The 24056-nt window shown below is 59.9% G+C and carries 17 protein-coding genes; 9 read left to right on the top strand and 8 right to left on the bottom strand.

Going from position 1 to position 24056, the window contains the following annotated elements; all coding sequences use genetic code 11:
* Positions 1 to 273: 273 nt before the first annotated feature.
* Positions 274 to 834 (top strand): BLUF domain-containing protein, encoded by a 561-nt coding sequence (locus tag FXO11_RS13790; protein WP_148863513.1) that lies wholly within the window; start codon positions 274 to 276, stop codon positions 832 to 834.
* A 214-nt stretch (positions 835 to 1048) separates the two neighbouring features.
* Positions 1049 to 2026 carry an NADPH:quinone oxidoreductase family protein gene (locus tag FXO11_RS13785; RefSeq protein WP_148863512.1) on the top strand — a complete coding sequence of 326 codons (978 nt, stop codon included), beginning with the start codon at positions 1049 to 1051 and terminating at the stop codon, positions 2024 to 2026.
* Positions 2027 to 2201: 175 nt separating this feature from the next.
* Here FXO11_RS13785 and FXO11_RS13780 read toward each other — a convergent pair whose 3' ends face one another.
* The 8 genes from FXO11_RS13780 to FXO11_RS13745 form a co-directional block, all read right to left on the bottom strand.
* On the bottom strand, positions 2202 to 4034 hold the full coding sequence (locus FXO11_RS13780; RefSeq protein ID WP_148863511.1) for a long-chain-acyl-CoA synthetase: 1833 nt from the start codon (positions 4032 to 4034) through the stop codon (positions 2202 to 2204).
* An 84-nt stretch (positions 4035 to 4118) separates the two neighbouring features.
* Positions 4119 to 4943, bottom strand: coding sequence for an SDR family oxidoreductase (locus FXO11_RS13775; protein ID WP_148863510.1), 825 nt, complete (start codon positions 4941 to 4943; stop codon positions 4119 to 4121).
* The gene (locus FXO11_RS13770) at positions 4940 to 6931 is read right to left on the bottom strand and encodes an acetyl/propionyl/methylcrotonyl-CoA carboxylase subunit alpha (protein WP_148863509.1); all 1992 of its coding nucleotides are present in this window, start codon (positions 6929 to 6931) and stop codon (positions 4940 to 4942) included. The genes FXO11_RS13775 and FXO11_RS13770 overlap by 4 nt, the downstream gene beginning before the upstream one ends.
* Positions 6932 to 6941: 10 nt before the next feature.
* Entirely contained in the window at positions 6942 to 7763 is an 822-nt protein-coding gene (locus FXO11_RS13765) for an enoyl-CoA hydratase/isomerase family protein (RefSeq protein WP_148863508.1), read from the bottom strand.
* A gap of 9 nt (positions 7764 to 7772) precedes the next feature.
* On the bottom strand, positions 7773 to 8933 hold the full coding sequence (atuD, locus tag FXO11_RS13760) for a citronellyl-CoA dehydrogenase (RefSeq protein ID WP_148863507.1): 1161 nt from the start codon (positions 8931 to 8933) through the stop codon (positions 7773 to 7775).
* 29 nt (positions 8934 to 8962) lie between these two features.
* On the bottom strand, positions 8963 to 10579 hold the full coding sequence (locus FXO11_RS13755; protein ID WP_148863506.1) for an acyl-CoA carboxylase subunit beta: 1617 nt from the start codon (positions 10577 to 10579) through the stop codon (positions 8963 to 8965).
* A gap of 8 nt (positions 10580 to 10587) precedes the next feature.
* Positions 10588 to 11454 carry an SDR family oxidoreductase gene (locus FXO11_RS13750; protein WP_148863505.1) on the bottom strand — a complete coding sequence of 289 codons (867 nt, stop codon included), beginning with the start codon at positions 11452 to 11454 and terminating at the stop codon, positions 10588 to 10590.
* Entirely contained in the window at positions 11451 to 13250 is a 1800-nt protein-coding gene (locus FXO11_RS13745; protein ID WP_148863504.1) for an acyclic terpene utilization AtuA family protein, read from the bottom strand. The genes FXO11_RS13750 and FXO11_RS13745 overlap by 4 nt, the downstream gene beginning before the upstream one ends.
* A 159-nt stretch (positions 13251 to 13409) precedes the next feature.
* On the opposite strand from FXO11_RS13745, the gene FXO11_RS13740 reads away from it, so the two are divergent.
* From FXO11_RS13740 to parE, 7 genes are all read left to right on the top strand, one after another.
* Positions 13410 to 14042: a TetR/AcrR family transcriptional regulator gene (locus FXO11_RS13740; protein ID WP_148863503.1), complete on the top strand. Its 633-nt coding sequence runs from the start codon at positions 13410 to 13412 to the stop codon at positions 14040 to 14042.
* Between the two features lie 411 nt (positions 14043 to 14453).
* A complete protein-coding gene (locus FXO11_RS13735) occupies positions 14454 to 15515 on the top strand; it encodes a hypothetical protein (protein ID WP_148863502.1) in 1062 nt (353 codons plus the stop codon).
* 108 nt (positions 15516 to 15623) lie between these two features.
* Positions 15624 to 16655, top strand: coding sequence for a putative solute-binding protein (locus FXO11_RS13730; protein WP_148863501.1), 1032 nt, complete (start codon positions 15624 to 15626; stop codon positions 16653 to 16655).
* Between the two features lie 17 nt (positions 16656 to 16672).
* Positions 16673 to 18721: a TRAP transporter large permease subunit gene (locus tag FXO11_RS13725; protein ID WP_148863500.1), complete on the top strand. Its 2049-nt coding sequence runs from the start codon at positions 16673 to 16675 to the stop codon at positions 18719 to 18721.
* A gap of 156 nt (positions 18722 to 18877) precedes the next feature.
* A complete protein-coding gene (locus FXO11_RS13720) occupies positions 18878 to 21499 on the top strand; it encodes a S8 family peptidase (protein ID WP_148863499.1) in 2622 nt (873 codons plus the stop codon).
* Positions 21496 to 21975: a protease complex subunit PrcB family protein gene (locus tag FXO11_RS13715; protein ID WP_148863498.1), complete on the top strand. Its 480-nt coding sequence runs from the start codon at positions 21496 to 21498 to the stop codon at positions 21973 to 21975. Before FXO11_RS13720 ends, FXO11_RS13715 begins: the two co-directional genes overlap by 4 nt.
* Before the next feature lie 131 nt (positions 21976 to 22106).
* Positions 22107 to 24002, top strand: coding sequence for a DNA topoisomerase IV subunit B (gene parE, locus FXO11_RS13710; protein ID WP_148863497.1), 1896 nt, complete (start codon positions 22107 to 22109; stop codon positions 24000 to 24002).
* The last annotated feature ends 54 nt before the right edge of the window (positions 24003 to 24056 follow it).

Below are 24056 nucleotides of genomic sequence, written 5' to 3'. Positions count from 1 at the left end.
GCCAATAGACTTAATCAGAGGTTCCATAAGCGAAATAATCTTAGCGGTCACGTGGGCTGAGGCCAAGGAAGCCGGGGTGTTATTGCAGGTTTTTACGCTTTTCCGTCTTCGTGGCAGATCGCTCACACAAAAAAACATAAAACATTTCATGGAAGTGCATCTTTGCCGGCCCACCGGGCGTAACGAAAAACGGTGAATGTACGCCGACGCGATTGAAAGGGGGCGCCTCGTTTCAATTGACGACAAACCGGACCTGAGTTGTGGAGTACAGGCATGGGATTGATCAGGCTGGCCTACGCCAGCGAGGCCAATTTTCAGGAACAGGTAGGGCATGGCGGTATCGAGCCTGACATTACCCAAATCCTGATGGCATCGAGACGCAGTAACCCGAAGCTCGGTTTGGTTGGCGGACTCTACTACGGCGATGGCCATTTTTTTCAGTGCTTGGAAGGCGAATCCGACAAGGTGCATGCGCTTTTCAATCGTATTTGTGGCGACCATCGGCACCGTAAGGTAACGCTGCTGTTTGAGGAGCCCATCAAGGCGTACGCTTTTGACGCCTGGTCGATGAAATACATCGCCGTGGAGACGGCGATTGTCGACTTTCTGAAAAGCGCTGGTCAGGCGCGGTTCGATCCATTCGCCTTCGATGCCGATATGCTCCGCGGTATGATTGATTTGCTAAGCGAGGAGCCTGACAGCGCACCATCGATAGCCACGGTCGGGGAAAGCACCGAAGGTACGGTGACGCTGGGAAGGGAACGCGCCGGTCTGTTTGCGGCGGCCATCGTTACTGTTGTTGCAGCGGTTGTTGTGAGCGGTTTCCTGGCGTAACGCCATCTAGCGATCCAACACCTCTCATTCTCTTCTATCGTTCCATTCCATTGTCGTTTCTATTCTCTAACTATGACTGCTGTTTATGGAGAAGCATAACTGATATTGATTTGCCTCATTTTTACAATCGCATTAGCTTGATGCCATTCATTGTTTGGTCAACCCGACATGACTAAAGGCAATTTGTCATGCACACAACAAAGGGGCGTCATCCATGCGCGCGATTCTCTGTAAGGAATATGGTCCGGCCGATACGCTGGTTATCGAAGACGTGAATTCACCGGATGCGAAAGGTAGCGGCGTCAAGGTTCGCGTCAAAGCGGCTGGCCTGAATTTCCCGGACACGCTGATTATCGAGGGCAAATACCAGCTCAAGCCCTCCATGCCCTTTTCGCCCGGTGGCGAAATGGCGGGTGAAGTATTGGACGTGGGCGAGAAGGTGACTCGCTTCAAGCCGGGTGACCGCGTCATGGGACTGACGGGCTTTGGCGCCTTCGCCGAGGAGATCGTCGCAGCCGAGGCCAATCTGCTGCCGGTGCCCGATAACATGAGCGACGAGGAAGCAGCCGCTTTCACCATGGTTTACGGTACCTCCTATCATGCGCTCAAGCAGCGGGCGAACATCCAGCCGGGCGAAACCCTATTGGTGCTCGGCGCCAGCGGCGGCGTTGGCCTGGCCACGGTGGAATTGGGCAAGGCCATGGGGGCGCATGTCATTGCCGCCGCAAGCAGTGCCGAGAAGCTGGAAGTGGCAAAAGAAGCCGGCGCCGATGAGCTGCTGAACTACGCCGAAGAGCCCCTTAAAGAGACCGTGAAAAAGCTAACCAACAACAAAGGCGTGGACGTTATCTACGACCCCGTAGGTGGCGATTTCACCGAGCAGGCTCTGCGCGCCATGGCCTGGAACGGCCGCCACTTGGTCATCGGCTTCGCCGCCGGCGATATCCCCAAAGTGCCCGCCAACCTGACTCTGCTCAAGGGCTGCGCGCTGATCGGTGTATTCTGGGGCAACTTTACCCGCATGGAACCGGACGTCAGCGCCCAGAACATGAAAGACCTGCTCAAGCTCTACAGCGAGGGCAAGATCAAGCCGAAAATCAGCGAGACCTTTGCGTTCGAAGATTACGTGAGCGCGCTGAATGCACTGACCGGTCGCACGGCGACGGGCAAGGTCGTTCTGAAAGTCGGCTGATTGGGATGCGGCGGGTCTATCGGGCCCACCGCCAGCCTCAGTAATGTAGCCGACGCTTTAGCTTCGGAGGGTCCGTCAGAGCCCCGGGATATATCGGCAGGCCGGCGGTCTGCTCGGAAGCTGAAGCGTCCGCTACACCCTGCCGCGAGCATCGATGGGCGACCTGACTTCTGTGTCAGAAACTGATCTCTCCATCCCCAATCTGCTTCACCAGCGCCGCGTCCAGCCGCGTATATTCCTGCGTCTTCGGTAACCAGACGTAAACCACGTCATCCTCGCGATCCAGCGAATGCCCCGCCTTCTTCAAATCCACTTTCTTGTACTTGAAAGTCCCCGTCTTCTCGATAGCCGAGGTCACCCGCACGAATACGGGAATGGCATAGGGCGGCAGGTTTTCCTGTAAGTAGTTGAACAACTTCCGGGCATCGAACGCGACTATGTCGCCTTGTTGCGGCACCAGCGTCACCATGCCCGCCTTGCCGTTGGTGCCGGGAATCTCCACGCCGTAGACGATGGCTTCTTCCACCAGACCGGATTCGTCGATGATGTTTTCCACTTCGGTGGTGGAGACGTTTTCGCCTTTCCAGCGGAAGGTGTCGCCCATGCGGTCGACAAACTGTAGGTGGCGCCAGCCAATTTCCTTTAGCACATCGCCGGGGTTGAACCAGGCATCGCCTTTTTTGAACACATCGCGCAGGATCGACTGTTCGGTGGCTTCTTTCTGGGTGTAGCCCTCAAATGCCCACTTGGCGGTAATCTCGCCCAGTAGTAGACCAGGCTGGCCCTGCTTTACTTTCTCCAAACGGCCCTTGTCGCCGCGAATGGGATCGCGGGTGCCTTCATGGTATTTCACCAAGGCGTAAGGCGCGGTGGTGAAACCCACGGTATTGTCCATGTTGAAAAAGTTGCTGAAGCCGATATTGCCTTCGCTGGACGCATAGAGTTCAGCCACTGTTTCGACGCCGAAGCGTTCTTTGAACGGTCGCCATATCGATGGGCGTAGACCGTTGCCGATCATTTTGGTTAGGCCGTGGCTGCGGTCGTCCGGGCTCGGAGGCTGGTTCAGCAAATAGCGGCAGAGTTCGCCCACGTAGCCAAAGGTCGTTGCGCCATAACGCCTGACATCATTCCAGAATTCGGTTGCCGAGAATTTGCGGCGCATGGCGATGGCCGAACCGCCGGAGAGCACCGAACCCCAGCACACTAAAAGCGCCGTGGCGTGATAGAGGGGCAGGGTGCAATAGAGCACATCGCTAGGGCCCATATTCAGGGTCATCAGGCCAAAACCACCGTAAGCTTTGATGAACTTGCGATGCGAGCCCGGTGCCGCTTTGGGCAGCCCGGTGGTGCCGGAGGTATAGATATAAACGGCGGTGTCGCCCAACCGCGGACCGTTTCTCACGGTCGGATTGTCGCCACGGTAGCCGCTGATTTTCTGTGCCAGGTTGATATAGCCTTCGGGCGTTCTGCCGAAATCGTGAATGGAGTCGGTATCCGGCACGAAGTGGTAGGGCGATGAATGGCCAAACGCGACGTGGCCGCGCACGTTCTCGAATGTATCCAGCAACTCTTCGCCGACGATAATCAGTTGCGGCGCAATCAGGTTGATGCTGTGTTCCAGCACCTTGCCCTTTTGCGACGTATTGAGCATGGCGCAGGCCACACCGATTTTGGCGGCGCCGGCGACCATGGCCAGCAGTTCGGGGCGATTTTCCAAAAGGACGGCGATGCTGTCCCCTTTCTTCAGGCCCTGAGCCCGGAGGTAGTGGGCAATGCGGTTGGCCCAGGCGTTGAATTCGGTATAGGTGAGACGGCGATCGTCACACATCACCGCGGGACGGGAACCATACTTCCCGGCGTTGCGTTCGATCAGCGTGCCGAGAGTCAGCGCCTTGCGGTCGTTCTCGATGGAATAGTAGTAGAGGCCTTTGGCGATGGCCGGAGCCCGGCGCATGACGCCGGGCAGTTGGCGGACTAGGTCGCCTACGGAGATGGTGTCTTGAGTCATGCTGTCGTCCGTATTGTCGGTTTTATGGCCCTGGCCCCGGACTGAGAAACCCTTCGGAGTCCCTTAAACAGCACGTCCAGAGCACTAATCCAGAAATAGATCCGGCAACAGCGGCTTGTCGCCTGCCGAATAGCGATAGCCTTCGAAATCCGTGACACCGGCATCGCGCAGGACATCTTCGTCGATCAGCAGCTTACCGCTCATGGTTTCGTGGCTGTGGCCGAGGATGGTCACCGCAGCATCGGCCATAATGTCCGGCTTGCGGCCCTGGGCCATCATCTCCGTTCCGCCCACTTCGAATTCGATCGCAGCGGTTGCGATGAGTGTCTTAGGCCACAAAGAGTTCACGGCGATGCCGTACTGCCGGAACTCTTCGGCCATGCCCAGTGTCAGCATGGACATCCCGTACTTGGTGGTCGTGTAGGCGCCGTATTGGGCGAACCACTTGGGCGCCATATTCAGGGGCGGTGAAAGGCTCAGAATATGGCCGCTGCCGGAGTTTTTCAGCCAGGGCAGCGCAGCTTGAGAACAGGTGAAAACCGCCCGGGCATTGACTTGGTGCATCAGGTCGTAGCGTTTGACCGGCAGCTTCTCCACACCTTGCAAACGGATGGCGCCCGCGTTGTTGACCAGGGCGTCGATGCCGCCGAAGTGTTCGCCCGCCTTGTCGATTTTCTCTTTGACCATCGCGTCGTCGCGGACGTCCAGCACCAGAGCGAGCGCCTTACCGCCGGCTTCTTCCACCTCCTCCGCTACGGAGTGGATGGTGCCGGGCAGCTTCGGGTGCGGTTCGTCCGATTTCGCGCCTATAACGATATTGGCGCCCTCACGAGCGCAAGCCAGGGCGATGGCTCGGCCAATGCCACGGCTGGCGCCGGTAATAAAAATGGTTTTGTCCTTCATGCTCATGCCGATGCTCCTTCATGGGATGCGGTATCTTCACTGGTCAGTTCCACCAGAACCTGGCGGCGTTTGACCTGGGTGCCTGCCGTCACGTGGATACGGGCAACCTGCCCGTCCCGCTCGGCAACCAGGGGATGCTCCATCTTCATGGCTTCAAGCACCACCAGCGTATCACCCCGTTGAACGGTCTGGCCCGGTTCTGCGCGCACATCGACGATGGCGCCATCCATGGAGGCCAGTATCCGGTCCGATCCGCTCCCCTCAAGCGCCGCCATAGGCGCGTGGGTCACGTCGATGGCGCAGAGGGTCCGGCTGAGCTGTTGATCATGCAGCTGAAAATATAGGCGATCCCCCGAGCGCTGATATTGGCAACGCTGACGAATGCCGTTGTCGATATAGTCCACCGCTTGCGGCGTAACCGTGAGCACCTCAAGCGACAGGCTGGCTTGATTATCGTGAACGGTGACGCGATTGCCCGACCATTGAAGACTGATCTCGTAATGGTTCTCATCGAATGACAGCTTCAGTGGAAGTGGCGTAGACAGACCGTTGCTCCAGCCCAAGGCGGTGGCATGGGTTTTGGGATGACTGAAAAGAATGCCGGCGACGCCCAGATCCCGCAGGGTGGGTTGAGCCGGACGCAAGGACGGGTCATCGGCGAAGTCCGTCTCGAGAAAAGCCGTGGTAGCCTCGCCGGCGATAAATCGAGGGTGGCCCAGGATCCGGCTGAGGAAGCTCTGGTTGGTGGTGACGCCGAAGACCCGGCTGTCTTCCAGTGCCCGCTTCAAGCGGCGGATGGCGTCGTTGCGAGAAACGCCGTAGGACACGACTTTTGCCAGCATGGGGTCGTAGAACGGCGAGATGATATCGCCGGTTTGCACACCGCTGTCGTAACGCACGTTCTGAAGCCGGGCCGGGGTATAGTCGACCAGAACGCCCGTCTGGGGCATAAATTCCGCAGCCGGGTCTTCGGCGTAGAGCCGCACTTCGATGGCATGTCCTCGAAGTTGGACGTCTTGCTGGCCCAGCGGAAGCCGTTCGCCTTCGGCGACGCGGAATTGCCATTCCACGAGGTCGTGGCCGGTCACCAGCTCGGTGACCGGGTGCTCGACCTGGAGACGGGTGTTCATTTCCAGGAAGTAGAAGTTGCGCTCCTTGTCTACCAGGAATTCCACGGTTCCCGCGCCCACATAATGGCAAGCCTTGGCAGCCTTCACGGCGGCTTCACCCATGGCGTCGCGCATGTCCGGCGTCATGAACGGGGAGGGGGCTTCCTCCACGACTTTCTGATGACGGCGCTGGATAGAGCAATCCCGCTCGCCCAGGTGGATGACGTTGCCGTGGGTATCGGCAAAAATCTGGATTTCGATATGCCGCGGCTCGACCACCGCTTTCTCCAGGATCAGTTCGTCGTCACCGAAGGCGTTCTTTGCCTCGGAGCGGGCGCGCTGAATCTGGTCGGATAGCTGGTCAAACTCGTGAATCAGCCGCATGCCGCGACCACCGCCCCCGGCAGAGGCCTTAATCATCACCGGAAAGCCGATCTGCTTTGCGGCTTCTCGCAGCGCTTCATCGGACGCATTGGCCTGTTCGAAACCGGGCACCACCGGCACGCCGGCGTCCTGCATCGCGACCTTGGAGCGTCGTTTGCTGCCCATGAGCTCTATGGCTTCGGGGCGCGGCCCAATGAAGATAAGCCCGGCGTCACCGCAGGCCCGGGCAAAGTCGGCATTTTCCGATAAAAAGCCGTAACCGGGATGAATCGCCTCGGCACCTGTGAGCGCTGCCGCATCGAGGATCGCCTGCGCGTTCAGGTAGGATGCGTTGGCAGGGGCGGGGCCGATGCAGACAGCCTCGTCGGCAGTCTGGACATGCAGCGCCTGGCTGTCGGCCTCGCTATAGACGGCGACCGTCCGGTAACCCAGGGCGTGGGCGGTGCGCATGATGCGTACGGCGATCTCGCCCCGGTTGGCAATCAGGATCTTGTTGAGCATGCTTGGTGACCTATGTGTTGTCTTCCGTGGCCCAAGCGGGAGGGCGCTTTTGCATGAAGGCCAGCGTGCCCTCGGTGCCTTCCTCGCCGCGAACGGCGTCAGCGAACTGTTGGGCGGCCTCGTCCAGCAATGTTGTCATCGCCACCTTGCCGACCTTGTGAAGCAGGGCCTTGGTGGACGCTGTGGCTTGCGGTGCACAGCGGATAAGCGAGTCCAGGGCATCTTCGAGCGCGACGTCCAGCGCGTTTCCATCAGCCACGACCTGATGCACGATGCCCAGCCGCTGCGCCTCGCGGCCATCGACCTTCAAGCCAAGCAGGGCCAATCGCCGGGTTTGCGTTAAGCCGATGCGTTCCACGACGAAAGGCGCAATCTGGGCCGGAATAATGCCTAAACGGGTTTCCGGCATCGCGAAACGGGCGTTCTGGCCGGCAATGGCGACATCGCTGACGCAGGCCAGGCCCAAACCACCGCCCATAACCGCGCCTTCCAGTAAGGCGATCACTATTTGCGGTGCTTCGTTGACCTGCTGAATCAGGCGGCCGAAAGCGCGATTCAGATCCCGGAACGGGTCCTCGCCGTTAGTCGTTTTTTGCGAACGGGCGGCCGCCATATCGCGGATATCGCCTCCGGCGCAGAAGTGCCCGCCTGAGCCACGCAGGACCACAGCGCGCACGTTGCGATCCGCAGCTAATCGATCGAAGACGGCCGTCAATTCCCGAACCATTTCAAGGCTCATGGCATTGCGGCTGTCTGGCCGGTTCAGGGTGATATGCAGCACGGATCCGTTCTCGAGCAAAGCCAAGGTCCGGCAGTCAGGCAGAGTGGTCATCGTGGCTCCTCAATCCTTTCGCTTGCCGGGCAGGGTGCCCATGAGCTTGCAGATGATGCCCAGCATGATTTCGTCCGCGCCGCCGCCGATGGACACCAAACGCACATCGCGGAAGGCACGGGACAGCGGGTTATCCCACATGTAGCCCATGCCGCCCCAGTACTGCAGGCAACTATCGGTGACTTCCCGGCCCAGGCGGCCGGCTTTGAGTTTGGCCATGGACGCCAAGCGCGTGACGTCCTTGCCTTGTATGTGGAGCTCGCAGGCTTGGTAGGTCAGGGCGCGTAGGGCTTCCACCTCGGTCTGCAGTTCGGCCAGGCGGAAGTGGATGGACTGGTTGTCGATCAACGGCTGGCCGAACGTCTGGCGCTCGCGGCAGTAGTCGATGGTGGCCTCGATGCAGTGTTCCAGCGCCTTGATGACGTTGGCCGCGCCCCACATACGTTCTTCCTGAAACTGCACCATCTGCATCATGAAGCCGGTGCCCTCGGCGCCGATGCGGTGGCGCTGGGGGACGCGCACGTCGTCGAAGAAGACCTGTGCGGTTTCCGAGGAGCGCATGCCCAATTTGTTCAGGTGCGGAGAAAAGGAAATACCGGGGGTACTCATGGGCACCATGATCAGCGACTTGTTCTTATGGGGCTTATCGTCGGATGTATTGGCCAGCAGGCAGATGAAATCGGCACTGGGAGAGTTGGTAATCCACATCTTGGCGCCGTTGATGACGTAATCGTCGCCGTCCTTGCGGGCGGTGGTCTTCATCCCGGCGACGTCCGAACCCGCGCCGACCTCGCTAACACCAATGCAGCCTACCTTTTCGCCCGCGATTGCCGGTGCCAGAAACTCCCGTTTCAGTTCGTCCGAACCGAAGCGAGCCAGGGCCGGTGTGCACATGTCGGTCTGCACGCCCACGGCCAGGGGGACACCGCCGCAATGAGCCGTACCCAGCTCTTCGGCAACAACCAGGTTGTAGCTGTAGTCCAGGCCCATGCCGCCGTATTCCTCCGGCTTATGGATGCCTAATACACCGAGCTTGCCCAACTTGCCGAAAATGTCGTGGATGGGGAATTTGCCCTCGGCTTCCCACGCGTCGCAGTGTGGATTGATCTCCTTTTCGACGAAGTCGCGGACGGTTTTTCGGAGCGCTTCGTGTTCTTCGGTGAATAGCATGTGGGTCCCCTTGTTCTGTTTGTTGCCCTTTAAAAACGCGCTACGCCGAAGCTATTAGGGCGTAGTTCCCGTTGTTCCGCCTCCCGGCAAACCGAAAGAACCAATGCGAGCACCTTGCGCGTATCCCGCGGATCGATCAGCCCGTCATCCCAAAGCCGTGCCGTACCAAATAGCGCGGTGGAGCCGTCCTCTAGCTTCTTGGCAGTAGCCTGCTCCAGGAATTCCAGCGTTTTCTCGTCCGGTTCCACGCCGCTACGGCGCTGCTTATCCTCGGCGACGATTCGCATTACTTTGCCGGCCTGGGCTGGCCCCATGACGGCGGTGCGGCTATTGGGCCAGGCGAAGATAAAGCGTGGATCGAGGCCGCGGCCGCACATGGCGTAGTTGCCCGCACCGTAGGAGCCGCCCACCACGATGGCGAGTTTCGGAACCCGGCAATTGGCGACGGCCTGAATCATCTTGGACCCGTGCTTGATGATGCCGTGCTGCTCCGCGTGGGTACCGACCATGAATCCGGTCGTGTTATGGAGGAACAGAATTGGCGTGCCCGCTTGGTCGCAGAGCTGGATGAACTGAGCCGCCTTGGTCGCGCCTTCCGGCGTGATCGGTCCGTTATTGCCGATAATACCGACACGATGACCATGGACTCGGATCGTGCCGCACACGGTCTGATCATCGTAGTTGGCCTTGAAGTCCTGGAACCGGGAGCCGTCGGCGATACGGGCGAGAATCTCGCGGACGTCATAAGGCGACTTGGGATCGGCCGGGATCACGCCGGAGAGTTCCTCCGGCGAATAAAGGGGCTCATCCCATTCGACCGTCTGCTTTGGTGGCAGGCGTTCGTTCCAGGCCAGGGCATCGAGCACGTCACGGGCGTGGCGGATGCCGTCGGCGTCGTTCTCGGCCAGATATTCGGCAGTGCCGGCAATTTCGGCATGCATCTGCGCGCCGCCCAGCTCCTCGTCCGTTGCGACTTCACCCGTCGCGGCCTTGAGTAGCGGTGGACCGGCAAGGAACATCTTGGCTTTGTTGCGCACCACGATCACGTAGTCGGAGAGGCCCGGCTGGTAGGCGCCACCGGCTGTGGCATTGCCGTGAACCACGGTCACCTGGGGAATACCCGCCGCGGACAGCCGCGCCTGGTTGGCAAACCCTCGGGCGCCGAGCACGAAAATATCCGTGGCATAGTTGAGGTTGGCGCCGCCGCTTTCCGAGAGGGAGACGACGGGCAGCTTGTTCTCCAGGGCGATCTGTTGCAGACGTAGGGTCTTGTCCAGGCCTGCCGGGGTAATGGTCCCGCCCTTGATCGCACTGTTGCTTGCCACGACCAAACAGCGGACGCCGCTCACCGTACCGATACCGGCGATAATCCCCCCGCCGGCCATGCTGCCGTTCTTGTCGTCGTACATCTTGTAGCCAGCCAGAGAACAGAGTTCCAGAAAAGGCGTGCCCCGATCCAGCAAGCGGTTGAGGCGTTCACGGGGGAGCAGCTTGTTCTTCTTTACGAATTTTTCCCGGGCTGATTCCGCCAAGGCAAGGACCTGCCGCTCCACCTCCCGGAAGGCATCGATATGTTTCCGAATTGACTCCGCATTGGCTGCGAAGGCTTCGGATTGGGGGTCGATGGCGGACTCGATAATCTGCATGGCGGTCCTCAGTCTTCGCTGAATATTTTGGGGGTGACGGCACGGTGGAAGCCGTTGAAGACCTCGACGTTTTTGGCTTTGGGCAAGGGCCATACCCGCCCGCCGTGGGATGCGCCGCCATCGATACGCAGGGTGTCCCCGCTGATAAAGGCCGCGCCGGGGCTCAGCAGGAAGCAGATCGCCGAGCTGACCTCGGATTCGGTGCCGATACGCTTGCCCGGCACCCCGTCCGCGAGGCCGCGAATCCAGGCTTTCATCTGCTCGGGGTAGGTATCCATGCCGCTCGAAGCGATCCAGCCCGGTGCGACCGCGTTGACGCGTACACCCGTGGCGCCCCATTCCACCGCAGCGGTCTGGGTGAAATTCACCATGCCCGCCCGTGCCGCACCGGAATGCCCCATGCCGGGCATACCGCCCCACATGTCCGCCACGATATTGACGATGGCACCGCCGGTCTTGCTCATGGACTGGTTGTACAGTTCCCGGGCCATCAGGAAGCCGCCGGTGAGGTTGGTGCGCACCACGGTCTCCCAGCCCTTCTGGTTGATAGACGCAAGCGGCGAGGGGAATTGCCCACCGGCGTTGTTGACCAATCCGCTGACCGGACCGTGAGCGGCCAGGATGTGTTTGATGGTTGCTGCGACGACCTCCTCCTCCCGGATGTCGCAGGGATAGGACCAGGCCTTGCCGCCGTCGTCCTCGATTTCGCCTTTCACGGTATCCAGCTTGTCGGGCTTACGGCCGACCAGAGCGACATGGGCGCCCAGCGACGCGAGTTCGTGGGCGGTGCAGCGGCCGATACCGGATCCGCCGCCGGTCACGATAATGGTTTGGCCGTCGAACAGGCCGGGGCGGAGAATCGATTGATAACTCATGTTTGATGTCCTTTCAGCGCGGCGCGGGAAATGGGGATCGGCATTTCAAGCAGTTGCTGGGCGAAGGCCTTACCCTGGGGGTCGATCCTCAGACTGGCGACGCCGCCACCGCCAAGACTGTGTTCAAGGAGGAAATTGAAGGCATTGAAACCGGGCATGAACCAGCGGGTAACGCGGCCGCTCCGGGGGTTCAATGTGTGGCGCATCCAATCGGCGACGGCGGCTTCGCTCAGCGCACTGGCGAGATAGGGCACATAGTCCGCGTGCCGGGCGATAACGCCAATGTTGCTGTGGTCGCCCTTGTCGCCACTGCGCGCCCAGGCGAGGTCGATCAGCCGCACGGTTGTGTCTGTATCGGCTGCAGGTGGAAACTCATTGTTATCCGGGCCTGCTTCCACGACCTCGACACCTTCAGTGTTGACCGGTACCGGTCTGTTCTGGCCATCGACTTGAACTTGCACGTCGACTTGATCCTTAGGCACCAGACAGGAAAACAGTCGAATCTTGGGCCAAACCGTCGGTCGTCCGCCGACTATACCGGTCAGTCCTGGCGCCATGCCTGTTGCCGCCTGGGCGATCTCGCGAGAGAACAGCACCAGAGCTTCTTTCTTCGGGTGAGCGGTACTGATCTTCACCACGACTTCACGGCTTTGGCCGGTTCGACCGTGTGGGCCATAGGTGGCTTCGGTGCCGAGCAGTTCGACGTTTATTTCGGAATAGGGGGGCAGGCCGCGACTCTGAAACAGGCGGTTGGTCTTGGCGACGATGGCATCGGCTACGCGCTGGGCTTTTCTGGGTGCGTCGATACCGCCAATCAGGAAGGTGGCCGTGCATTTGTGTCCGTCCGGCCAGGTGCCGGAGACCTTGTAGCTGTTGGTGGGCGCAAAGCCGCGTGCGCCTGAAACGGCGACCCTGTCAGGTGCCGTTTCCTGCAGATTCACTTGGCTGAAATCGCACGTGACGTCTGGCAACAGGTAGGCTCTTGGATCGCCGATTTCATAAACTAGCTGTTCCGCGACCGTTCCGACGTTGACGGCGCCGCCGGTGCCTTCAGGCTTGGTAATGATAAAATCGCCACTGGGCTGAACTTCGACAATGGGAAAGCCCATATCCGCGTAGCCGCTCTCGACCGTCTCCCAATCGGTAAAGTTTCCCCCGGTGGCCTGGGCGCCGCACTCGATCAAGTGGCCCGCCAGGCTACCTTGGGCCAGCTTGTCGTAATCGTCCCAGGCCCAGCCGAACGCGTGAACCAGCGGCGCCAAAGCTAGAGCGCTGTCGGCGACCCGGCCGGTGATGACGATATCGGCACCGGCTTCCAGCGCCGCAACGATGCCCGGCGCGCCCAGATAGGCGTTCATGCTCATTATCACTGGCGGCATGGGATCGCCTGTGGTCATCTCGGTGATGCGCTGCTGCTCAAGCGCTTTTTTTTGCGGTAGTAGGTTATCGCCCTGCACCAGGGCGATTTTCAGCTCCACGCCTTGCTCGTCGCAAAGCGCCTGCAGAGCATCCCGGCAGGCCTCCGGATTCACCCCACCGGCATTGCTGATGACCCGGATACCTTTGTCTTTGATGTCTCTCAGCAGCGGGCCCACGGCCGTTTGCACGAAATCCCGGGCGTAGCCCGCCTCCGGGTCCTTCATGCGCTGGCCAGCCATGATGGACAGTGTGATCTCCGCAAGGTAATCGGAAATGAGGACGTCCAGATGGCCTTTATCCACCAATTGGCGGGCGGCCGTTTCGGTGTCGCCCCAGAAGGCGGAGGAGCAGCCGATTCGCAGCGGTGCGCGTGTCATGAGGTGTCCTTTCCGGCGTTGTCGTCTTTTTCGCAATGGCAACAAACGTACTGTGAAAACGACAATACCAAGCAAGCGCTTGGTTTGTAAATGATCCGGTTCAGGTTACACTGACGTGGCCTTTAGATAACGTTTAGATAACGACAGAGGACGTACGAGTTGACCCCCCAATCCATCCTTGCCGAACTGGTTGCCGACGAACGCATTTCCGACCCTGCGGGGGCCCGTGGACGTTTGCTGAGAGAAGCGGCCCGGCTGTTTCGGGAGAAAGGCTATGAGCGCACCACAGTGCGGGATCTGGCGACGGCGGTGGGGATTCAGTCAGGTAGTCTGTTCCACCATTTTCGCTCCAAGGAAGCTATTCTTAAGGCGGTCATGGTGGAAACCGTGCTGCTCAACACGGAGCTGATGCGCCACGCGGTCAAGCAGGCGACGACGGCCGACGAGCGGCTGCGTGCCCTGGTTCTCTGCGAGCTGGAAGCTATCAATGGCCAGACCGGCGAAGCCATGGCCGTGCTGGTGTTCGAGTGGCGCAGCCTGTCGCCCGAGTCCCAGCGGGACATTCTGAAATTGCGCGATATCTATGAGCAGCTATGGCTGGATGTGCTCGGCGAGTTGCGTCAGGCAGGGCGTTTGGCTGCCGATCCTTTTATCGCCCGGCGCCTGTTGACCGGCGCGTTGAGCTGGACGGTGACTTGGTACCGCCCCGACGGTCCCCGCAGCCTCGACACCCTTGCTGACGAGGTGATGGCGATGCTGGGGATGACGAGCCCGGTGACTACCTCCTCTTAACCTAACGACTAACCTAACGATTAACCTGTCTGTTAACCCACCTATTAACCCACCTATTAACCCATGGATGACTGTGTTTCACCCCTCTCTGAAGGTTTGGTCGGTTCCTGCGTCTGTCCGGCACAGCCGTCCGAAATCAGGCCGAAGTGAGGGGCTGGCATGGGTGTGTCGCCATCCTGATTGGCCTGATAGGCCAATTCCGACGGCACTCCGGTCATTCACTAACGAACCGCCAAGCCGCATTCTTTCATGCACTCCAGAAGTAACGAGAAGTAATGAGAAGTAATGAGACGTAGTGAGACGTAGTGAGAGGCAATGAAAAGGTAAAAAGCCGTGTTTGGTTGGGCGAACTCCCGACCGGAAGAACTGGACGCTTCCACTGACAACAATAAACAAGAGAAAGGATCGGGAATGCATACGTCAATCATCCCTCGTTTTTGGATGACGGGTTCCACGAACCGTATTCTGCTCGTGTTCGGATTGCTCGCCTCCCTCGCGGGCTGCGGCTACAACCCCATCTATCAGACGACCGGCATGGTGATCACCGGCTACTCGGAATCTGAAGCGACGCCCTACGTGATGCAGATGTCGGATGCCAACATGGCGTGCAACCTGGGCAATTCGCTGGACCCGCTGGTCTATTCCTTCGGGCGGGTCACGGATCGGCCGGATACCACGGGTTCGCTTTTGCAACTGCTGGCGGCGAACTGCTCGGAGGAACAGGCCTGGGAGGAAGAGTTACGCTACCTGCGAGCCAACTATCAGGGCGACGTACCAGCCGCCAAGGACGCGCGCAATGCCGCCAAACGCTGGCATGCCATTACCGCCGAGCGCCGGCTTAAGGCATTCGAGCGTGCCATGCGCGCATACGAATACGATCCCGCCGATCCGGCAGCGGAATGCCCGATTCTCCACGCGGATCAGGATGAGCTTACCTTCCTACTCGGACTTCTGACCGGCCTCCAGGCGATCATTAACGATACCAGCTCCGGCGGCGCAGCCGGCATTCCCAAGGACATCGCACCCCAGGCCGAGCGCGCGGCGCAATGCCTGGATAACGAAAAGTGGGGCGGCATTCCCGACGCTATCCGGGCCAACGTATGGCTGCTGTTGCCGGACACCCGCCCGGCTACGTCACCGGACCCCTGGCGGGTTCTGCGTCGCAGCGCCGAGCTGGGTGTTAAGGCCGGTTTCCGCGCCTCTATGGCGCTTGAAGTTGTGGCCGCCGAAACCAAGGGGCGGGACGACGTCATCGCCAACGTGATCGCCCGGTTCGTCGCCTCCGAAGACGGCTTCGAGGTGAGTGAAGACTACCGGCTGGTGGACCGGGTGGGCCGTTCGGTCATTCTCCATGGGTCCGATAAGCATTGGACCGAAGCGTATGGCTACCGCACACCGCGTACCTACTTCGGCAAGATGAGTCCGGAGAGCTCGACGGATGCGGAGGTCATGGATCTCGATAGCCTGCTCTGATCCGCTATACGGGCGGCGCGAGAGGATCTGTGGCCACGACCGGCCGGAGTCCGGCTTGATCGATTGACCTGTTAAACAACCATAAAAAAGACAATTTGGAGGTTCCGAATGTTCCGCAAGGCAACCGCAGCAATGTTGATGGCGCTGGCCGTAACGCCCGTGACTCAAGCCCTAGCCCAGTCCCAGTCCCAGTCAGTCAGTATGTGCGTATTCGATGTTATTGGCGCCAATGGCGATGTCTACAACTTGATGAAAGATTACGCCCTGGAGATGAAGGCGCACGGTGTGGACTACAAGCTCAAGCCTTACACCGATGAGGGCGTGGCCCTGGGGGACTTTCAATCCGGACAATGCGATGTGCTGGCTGCCACGGATATACGGATCCGCCGCTTTAACCGGTTTACCGGCTCCATCAGCGCGGTCGGCGCCATTCCCAGCTATGACGATTTAAGAACCGTACTGGCAACGCTGGCCCAGCCCAAGGCGGCTTCGCTGATGAAGGCAGAGGGCTACGAGATCCTCGGCATCGCCCCTGCGGGCGCCGGCTATCTGTTCGTGAACGACCGCGCCATCGACACTGCGGGTGAGCTGGCGGGCAAGCGTATGGCCACCCTGGACTATCAGAAAGATGCGATCCACATGGTGGATTACGTGAAGGCGACGGTGGTGCCTTCGGACATCACCAACTTTGCCGGCAAGTTCAATAATGGCTCGGTGGATACGGCCTACGCGCCAGCCTTCGCTTACGAGGCCCTGGAATTATACAAGGGCGTCGGCGATCGAGGCGGGATCGTCGATTATCCGCTCGCCCAGCTGACCATCCAATTGGTAGCGCGTGACGATGTATTCAGCGAGGAGTTAGCTCAAGCCTCCCGCCAGGAAATGTGGGCGATGTACGGACAGGCGATGGCGCTGGTGGAAAAGAGTGAAGAAAACATTCCCGAGAAACAGTGGATCCGGATTCCGGATGCGGATGTTCAGGGCTATCAGGAAATGTTCCGTGAAAACCGGATGGAGCTGCGCGATGGCATGAATGGCGCGCCCGAGGTCTACGATCCCCGAATGATGTCGTTGCTGAGCAAAGTCCGTTGCGCCAGTAATGCGGGCGCCTCCGAATGCACCGCTGAAAACCGCGAATAAAGGGTAGGCAACGCATCATGAACTGGCGTGCGCTTTCGGCCAGTAGGATGACGACACTGTACCCGGTCCACCGGCTACATGGGGTCGTCCTGCTGGCGCTGTTGGTCTTTACTCTGCTGCTGGGCATGGGCAACTCGCTGCATTCGCGGATGCTCTGGATCGGCGAGCAGACCTGGCCCGATTATTACCTGCTGAACCCCTGGGCCACCGAGCCCACCTGCAGTGTGGATAGGGATGTCGAGGCAGCGGTGCAACAGCGGATGCAGGCTTACAAGCCCGATCCGGACGCCTTATTCTCGTCGCCGCCGGATGCCCAGGCGTTAAGGGAGAGTTTTCGTAGGAACCTGGCGCTTTGCGAGAAGAAGCACGCCATGTTCGCGACCAATCAAGAGCAGATTACCCCCGCGCTGACCCTGTTCAAGGTGGTGGAACAGGGCATTGCCGACTGGTTGCTGGACAATATCGACCTGACCAAATACCTGTTTTTGGGCCTGTTCGCTCTGGCGGCCATGATTGCCGCGTTCGACGCCGACCATATCGCCTTGCGTCTGCCGCGCAACCGGTCTGAGTGGACGTTGTCCCAGGCGGTTCAGTTATTGGTCAACGGACTGATGGCGTATTCACTGTCCACTTACGCCGGGCAGCTGGGCGACTCGCGCTCGTCCGATGCTCTGCGCGATCTTCAGTATGCCTGGACGGGCGTATTCGGACTTTTTGTGGCCATCAATGCCTATCGCCTTACCGTGGTACCCGAGCGCATCCGCCCCGGCAAATTGTCCCCCTCGTCGTTCCTTTCAATCCCGCTGTATTGCAAGATGGGGCTGATCGCCATGGCCTATTTCTACTTTGTCGATGGCTATAGTTCGGGGCTGGCGATCTACTTTGGCCAGATGAGTAATCTGGCTTCGATGTTTATCAACATCGGGCTATACGTGCTGGTGGGCATGGTGCTCAAACAGACCCGCTTGCCGGGCCTGCTGCTGAATGTGATCCAGCCTTTCCGGTTGCCGGCCCCGGCGCTGGCTTCGCTGATGATTTTCGCGACCGCATTCCCGACGGCGTTCACCGGCGCGTCCGGTATCTTCATTCTCGCGGTTGGCGGCGTGATCTACGACGAGCTGCGCAAGTCCGGAGCCGGACGCCAGTTGTCCCTGGCCACTACGGCCATGTCCGGCAGTATGGGGGTGGTGCTCAATCCGTGTTTGCTGATTGTGGTCGTGGCGGCGCTAAACAAGGAAGTGACTACCGACGAGCTGTACGGTTGGGGTTTCTGGATTTTCATGATGTCAGCGAGTTTGTTCACCCTGGTGGTCTGCAAAACCCAGGGCAACTGGAAACCGCGCCCCCAGCCAGGCGCCTTTGCCGAAGCCGCACGACGGCTTACACCGCTGATGCCATACGCCCTCGTGGCCGCCTTGGCTATCGGACTGATCTGGTTCCTGCTGGGTTTGACGTTCAACGAGTACAGCGCGCCCCTGATCTTGCCGCTGGTGATGCTGGCGCTGGTGTTTCTGGATGCCGGCAAGGGCAGCCGGGAACCCGGCCAGAGCCGCACTGCTGCATTCTGCAGCCGGAGCGTCGCTGCGGCCAGCGACTCAGCGGTGCACATCGGCGCATTGCTGGCGTTGATCGGCTTTTCCGTTTGCCTGGGCGGTATCCTCGAACGCTCTGACGTCGTCCATGCGATCTTCCCGGAGGGTTTAAGCAATCCGTGGATCATCATGCTGGTGATCGTTGTCATGTTGACCTTTATCGGCATGATTATGGATCCGTTCGGTGCGGTCATTCTGGTCTCCGCCACCATTGCCCAGGCGGCGATCAATCTCGGAATCGTTCCGCTGCACTTCTGGCTGGTATGTCTGGTCGCGTTTGAGCTGGGCTATCTCAGCCCGCCGGTGGCGCTGAACCATCTGCTTACCCGGCAAGTCGTCGGCGAGACCGAGGTGCTGGCGGCCGAGCGCACCGGCAGTTTCTGGCATCGCTACGAGCGTCTGCTGCTACCACTTGTGGTCATGGGCAGCACGCTGCTAATCGTCGCCTTTGTGCCCATGTTCTTCTACGCCTGAAGGCGTAATATTAAGAAAGCCGCCGCTAGTGCATCTGGCAGCGGCTTTTTTTCGTTTTTAGGTTATGGGCTAACCTAAGATCAAGACAGGGCTGTCTGAAATAGATACGTTTGAAGTGCCGGAGCGTATAAGCCAATTTGCGGGGAGGTGATTCAGTTGTCCAGTTCTTACGCGAGTGTAGTCCCAACGCTAATCCTGTTCACGGTGGTAATAGCCGGTTGTGGGGGCGGCGGCGGTAGCAGTGACGACGGTGATAACGTCGTTGAGCCCCCGGTAGTGCCGGAAGCGGACCTCAGTGGCGTCATCCAGATCGAGGCGCGCACCCGGTCCGATAGCGATACCGCGACGGATTTCCTCTTTCGCGAGGCCGGTGACAATTCGGCAGACCCACAGGATTTACCCAGCCCCGCACTGGTCGGCGGCTACTTGAGTGCTGAGTCAGGGCGTTACAATACTGACTTTGTCTACTATTTCGATCAGGACGACCGTTTCCGGCTCGCGCTGGAAGGCGGGCAAACCGTCTATGTGCAGGCCTTCGAGCCGGATGGGGGGCTTTCCAGCCCGCCGGTAGGCCAGGTAACACTCTCCGGAAGCGGTGGCGAAGTGGGGTCCAGCCCTTTAACGCCGGCTACTGCTGTCAGTATCGGGCCACCTTCCAGCTCCGCCAGGCAGGTGTACGATTTGGAGCTTGAAGCCCTCTCCGGCGGGCCGTTCCGCTATGTTGTCAGTATCAATTCAGCATCGGCGTCATCCGCCACCTTCAGCTATCCGGATACCGCGTTCGAGCCCGACGAAGCTGTCATCACCATGGCGTCGCCCGCTGGTGTCAGCGCTCTCGCAACGGTCCTGCCTTCGGTGGCCTCGTCGCGCGCATTGGGCAGCGGCGTATGGCTGGTCAATCGTACGGGCTCTAATCGTAGCGTGCAGGCGTCCTCGCAAACCGTTCGCCAGGAGACGCTGGAATGGATTCGCGAACTCCGGCAGGCGCCCGGTGTGGTTGCCGCCGAGCCCAACTATCAGTTTCATGCCCTGGCGGTCGCCGCGGATGACGATCCGCTGTATTCCCGTCAATGGAGCTATCCACTGATTAACCTGCCTGCAGCCTGGCAGGCTGTCGGTACGCCGGGGCAGGGGATTCGGGTTGCGGTGCTGGACACGGGGATATTCAGCGAGACCCCCGGCACCGTTGGGAACTGGCACCCGGATCTGGATGATGGCAACTCCAATGGCAATAACGTTGCTTTGGTGCTTCCGATCAATGACTTTGTCACCGGCGATGCGGATGTTGACGGCGTTTCCGGAAGGGACGGTAATCCGGCAAATCCTGGCAACGGCCGCGCCGATGCGACGTCGTTCCATGGCACCCACGTCGCGGGCACCATCGCCGCGCTGGACAACACCATGGGCGGGGTGGGCGTTGCACCTAATGCGACGATTCTTCCCATCAGGGTGCTGGGCCTCGATGGCATGGGATCGCTGAGCGACATCATCGCAGCGATCGATGCCTTAACGTCCCCGGACAATACGTTGAAACCGGATGTGATGAACCTGAGCCTGGGCACCGACGCGAACAGTGCGCAATTGGAAGCGGCTATTCAAAGAGCTGTCGACTCGGGCATTTTGGTGGTGGCCGCTGCCGGTAACCAGGGTACGAATGCGCGGGTGTATCCGGCGGCCTTCGACAACACCATTGCCGTCGGCGCTGTCGATGCGGGCCGGCAGCGGGCCAGCTACTCGAGTTTCGGCGACTGGCTGGATCTGGTCGCGCCCGGCGGCGATGCCTCCCGCGATGGCAATAACGATGGCCAGGGGGATGTGATCATCAGCACCTGGGGCTCGGACACCGGCGGCGTTTTCACTCCGGCTTATGCCGGACTGCAGGGAACGTCGATGGCGGCGCCGCACGTCTCGGGCGTGCTGGCGCTGATGCGTCAAAAGCATGGCGGATTGAGCCAATCCGAATTTCTCGAACTCCTCCGGCGGGGTGTTCTCACCGATACTGTCGGCACTGCCGATCAATACGGTGCGGGTCTGATCAACGCCCTTAAGGCCGTGGATTCGGTTACGACCGGAGGGCTGGGCGCTTTTCTGACGGCGTCGCCATCATCCCTTCAGTTTGGCGGTTCTGTGACCTCCGATCAGCTGGCGCTGGAGGTGGTGCCTGCGGAAGACACCGACACCGTGCTCGCGTCGGTTGGCGTGACGAGTCCCGTCTGGCTCGATGTCGATGTCTCCCAGCGAAACGGGGATGCGCTGCTCCTGAATGCGTCCATTCTCGATGCGTCTGCGGCTACGCAGACTGAAATTACGGTGACATACGACAACGCGGAGGGCGCATCGCAGTCCTTAGCCATTCCCGTTAACGTCCAGCTTGGCGACCAACCCGCCGCCCGCAACGCCGGGCGACATTTCGTGCTGCTGGTGACCGCCGACGACAACCGTGAGCCCGTTGCGCAGACCACGGTTGTGGCACGGGATGGACGCTACCTCTTTGCATTCGACGAGGTGCCCAATGGCGAATACTTTCTCGTGGCGGGCACCGATATGGACAACGACGGCTTTATTTGCCAATCCGGAGAGGCCTGCGCCGAGTATCCCACCAATGGGCTGCCTCAGCCGGTTGTGAAAGGTGATAGCCCTTTATCCGGCATCGCATTGACGACCAGCTACACCCGGCCCTCGCTGGAAAGCGCTTCGTTGCCGAGGACAGATTTCCGTGGCTATCGATTGCTGTCCACACTCCCTGACGAGAAGCGACGCAGGGAGGCCCCTCGATGAAGTTCGCAAGAGCGGCGGCAGGCCTGTTAGCCAGTCAGCTACTTTTGACCGGATGCACCTCCATGTCCAGCGCATCTCATTCAGTGACCGAAGAGGTCCGGCCCGTGGCATCGCTTGCGCACTGTGGCCTGACGGCACCCGGGTTGGTGCTGGTCGAGAATGCCGCTCAGTGGCAAAAGCTATCGTCGAGTTTGGGCGCCCAATTGCCCGCCTGGCCGGAGGAATCTGACCATTGGCTGATGGTGGCGAGCCTGGGCCAGCAGCGTACCGGCGGTTACGGCGTCGATTTCGAGAACGCTGGAATGGACGGGCACCAGCTCAAAGTCAGCGTGAAGGTAAGACGGCCAGCGGCCGACGCGATGGTAACCCAGGCGTTGACCACCCCCTGTATCGTATTCGAGCTGCCGTCCACGGGCTGGAAAACAGTCACCGTTGCCGGGGAAGCGCCGTTTCCGATTTCCCGGGAACATCCCTGAGGCTAGATCAGCGAATTAACCGCACGGCCTAGGTTCCGGGCACAACAAAAGAACCGTTGAACTTTGCCCGTGAATCCCTAAGCTATGGGCGTCATTCCCGATAGCAGTTTATTGAGAGCAGCTGACGCCCTATGAGCCAGAAACAATACAACGCCGACGCCATTGAAGTCCTCAGCGGTCTGGATCCCGTTCGTAAGCGGCCGGGTATGTATACCGATACCTCGCGGCCCAACCATCTGGCTCAGGAAGTTATCGATAACAGTGTGGACGAGGCCCTGGCTGGCCACGCCCGCCGCATCGACGTGGTCCTGCATGCGGACGGATCGCTCTCGGTCGAGGACGATGGCCGCGGCATGCCGGTCGATGTACACCGGGAACATGGCGTACCGGGTGTCGAGCTGATCTTGACCCGGCTGCACGCCGGCGGCAAGTTCTCCCAGGGCAACTATAATTTCTCCGGTGGTTTGCACGGTGTGGGTGTTTCGGTCGTCAACGCCCTTTCCACTCACCTGGAAGTGTCGATCAAGCGCGACGGCGAACTGCATCGCATGACGTTCGCCAATGGCGAAAAAATGACCGATTTGGAAGTGGTCGATACCGTCGGCAAGCGCAATACCGGTACCCGCTTGAAGTTCATGCCGGACGTTTCGTACTTCGATAGCCCCAAGTTTTCCGTCAGCCGATTGCGCCACAATCTGCGCGCCAAAGCGGTTCTATGCCCAGGGCTGACCATCACCTTTCTACAGGAAACTACCGGCGACAAGGACGAGTGGTATTACGAAGACGGACTGCGCGATTACCTGCGGTCCGCATTGGCGGATATCGAGCTGATTCCCGCCGAACCGTTTACCGGGCGTATGGCGGGCAATACCGAAGAGGTGGACTGGGCGATCCAATGGCTGCCCGAAGAGGGCGAGGCGCTGATGGAGAGCTATGTCAACCTCATCCCCACGGCCCAGGGCGGTACGCATATCAACGGTCTGAGGACCGGACTACTTGAGGCTATGCGGGAATTCTGCGAGTTCCGCAGCCTGTTGCCGCGAGGTGTACGCTTGTCGCCGGAAGATATCTGGGACCGGTGCGCTTACGTGCTGTCGTTCAAAATGCAGGACCCGCAGTTCTCCGGCCAGACCAAGGAACGACTGTCTTCCCGCGAGGCGGCTGCTTTCGTCTCGGGTGTGGTGAAGGACGCGTTCAGTCTTTGGCTCAACCAGCACACCGATATTGCCGAAGCGCTGGCCGAGCTGTTCATCAGCAATGCCCAGCGCCGGCTCAAGGCCAGCCGCAAGGTGGCCAGAAAGAAGGTCACTCAGGGACCGGCTTTGCCCGGCAAGCTGGCGGATTGCTCGGGGGCGGACGCCAACCGGTCGGAGTTGTTTCTGGTGGAAGGGGATTCTGCCGGTGGTTCCGCCAAACAGGCGCGAGACCGCGAGTTCCAGGCGGTGATGCCGCTGCGAGGCAAGATCCTCAACACCTGGGAAGTGGATTCGGGTGAAATCCTGGCTTCCCAGGAGGTGCACGACATTGCGGTGGCCATCGGTGTGGATCCCGGATCGGACAAGCTGGAAAGCCTGCGCTATAACAAAATCTGCATTCTGGCGGATGCGGATTCCGATGGTTTGCATATCGCCACGCTGCTATGTGCGCTGTTCGTTAAGCACTTCCGGCCGCTGGTGGCTGCCGGGCATGTCTTCGTCGCGATGCCGCCGCTGTACCGGGTTGATTTGGGCAAGGAAACCTTCTATGCCCTGGACGAACACGAGAAGCAGGGCATTCTGGACCGCATCGAGGCGGAGAAGCGTCGAGGCAAGATTTCCGTCACCCGATTCAAAGGGCTGGGCGAAATGAATCCACTGCAGCTGCGTGAAACCACCATGGCGCCGGATACCCGCCGTCTTGTCATGCTGACCCTGGAAGATAACGACGGTACCGATGAGCGTATGGATATGCTGCTGGGCAAGAAGCGCGCTTCCGATCGCCGCTCCTGGCTCGAAACCTACGGCAACATGGCGGACGTGCCGGTCTAACCGGCCATCCTAACCGCATTCTTCATGGTGCTCGAGGCTATTTGGCTTCTACTT

Origin of the sequence: Marinobacter fonticola, from assembly GCF_008122265.1 — a bacterium.
In the GTDB taxonomy this organism is placed as follows: Bacteria; Pseudomonadota; Gammaproteobacteria; order Pseudomonadales; family Oleiphilaceae; genus Marinobacter_A; species Marinobacter_A fonticola.
This window is presented reverse-complemented; position numbering and strand designations above follow the sequence as displayed.

What these genes read in the sequence shown, in the direction of transcription:
- FXO11_RS13715 (WP_148863498.1), top strand. Translation starts at nt 21,496, where the DNA reads ATGAAGTTCGCAAGAGCGGCGGCAGGCCTGTTAGCCAGTCAGCTACTT.
- FXO11_RS13725 (WP_148863500.1), top strand. Translation starts at nt 16,673, where the DNA reads ATGAACTGGCGTGCGCTTTCGGCCAGTAGGATGACGACACTGTACCCG.
- FXO11_RS13770 (WP_148863509.1), bottom strand. Translation starts at nt 6,931, where the DNA reads ATGCTCAACAAGATCCTGATTGCCAACCGGGGCGAGATCGCCGTACGC.
- parE (WP_148863497.1), top strand. Translation starts at nt 22,107, where the DNA reads ATGAGCCAGAAACAATACAACGCCGACGCCATTGAAGTCCTCAGCGGT.
- FXO11_RS13730 (WP_148863501.1), top strand. Translation starts at nt 15,624, where the DNA reads ATGTTCCGCAAGGCAACCGCAGCAATGTTGATGGCGCTGGCCGTAACG.
- FXO11_RS13775 (WP_148863510.1), bottom strand. Translation starts at nt 4,943, where the DNA reads ATGAGCATGAAGGACAAAACCATTTTTATTACCGGCGCCAGCCGTGGC.
- FXO11_RS13790 (WP_148863513.1), top strand. Translation starts at nt 274, where the DNA reads ATGGGATTGATCAGGCTGGCCTACGCCAGCGAGGCCAATTTTCAGGAA.
- FXO11_RS13785 (WP_148863512.1), top strand. Translation starts at nt 1,049, where the DNA reads ATGCGCGCGATTCTCTGTAAGGAATATGGTCCGGCCGATACGCTGGTT.
- FXO11_RS13765 (WP_148863508.1), bottom strand. Translation starts at nt 7,763, where the DNA reads ATGACCACTCTGCCTGACTGCCGGACCTTGGCTTTGCTCGAGAACGGA.
- FXO11_RS13735 (WP_148863502.1), top strand. Translation starts at nt 14,454, where the DNA reads ATGCATACGTCAATCATCCCTCGTTTTTGGATGACGGGTTCCACGAAC.
- FXO11_RS13755 (WP_148863506.1), bottom strand. Translation starts at nt 10,579, where the DNA reads ATGCAGATTATCGAGTCCGCCATCGACCCCCAATCCGAAGCCTTCGCA.
- atuD (WP_148863507.1), bottom strand. Translation starts at nt 8,933, where the DNA reads ATGCTATTCACCGAAGAACACGAAGCGCTCCGAAAAACCGTCCGCGAC.
- FXO11_RS13745 (WP_148863504.1), bottom strand. Translation starts at nt 13,250, where the DNA reads ATGACACGCGCACCGCTGCGAATCGGCTGCTCCTCCGCCTTCTGGGGC.
- FXO11_RS13750 (WP_148863505.1), bottom strand. Translation starts at nt 11,454, where the DNA reads ATGAGTTATCAATCGATTCTCCGCCCCGGCCTGTTCGACGGCCAAACC.
- FXO11_RS13780 (WP_148863511.1), bottom strand. Translation starts at nt 4,034, where the DNA reads ATGACTCAAGACACCATCTCCGTAGGCGACCTAGTCCGCCAACTGCCC.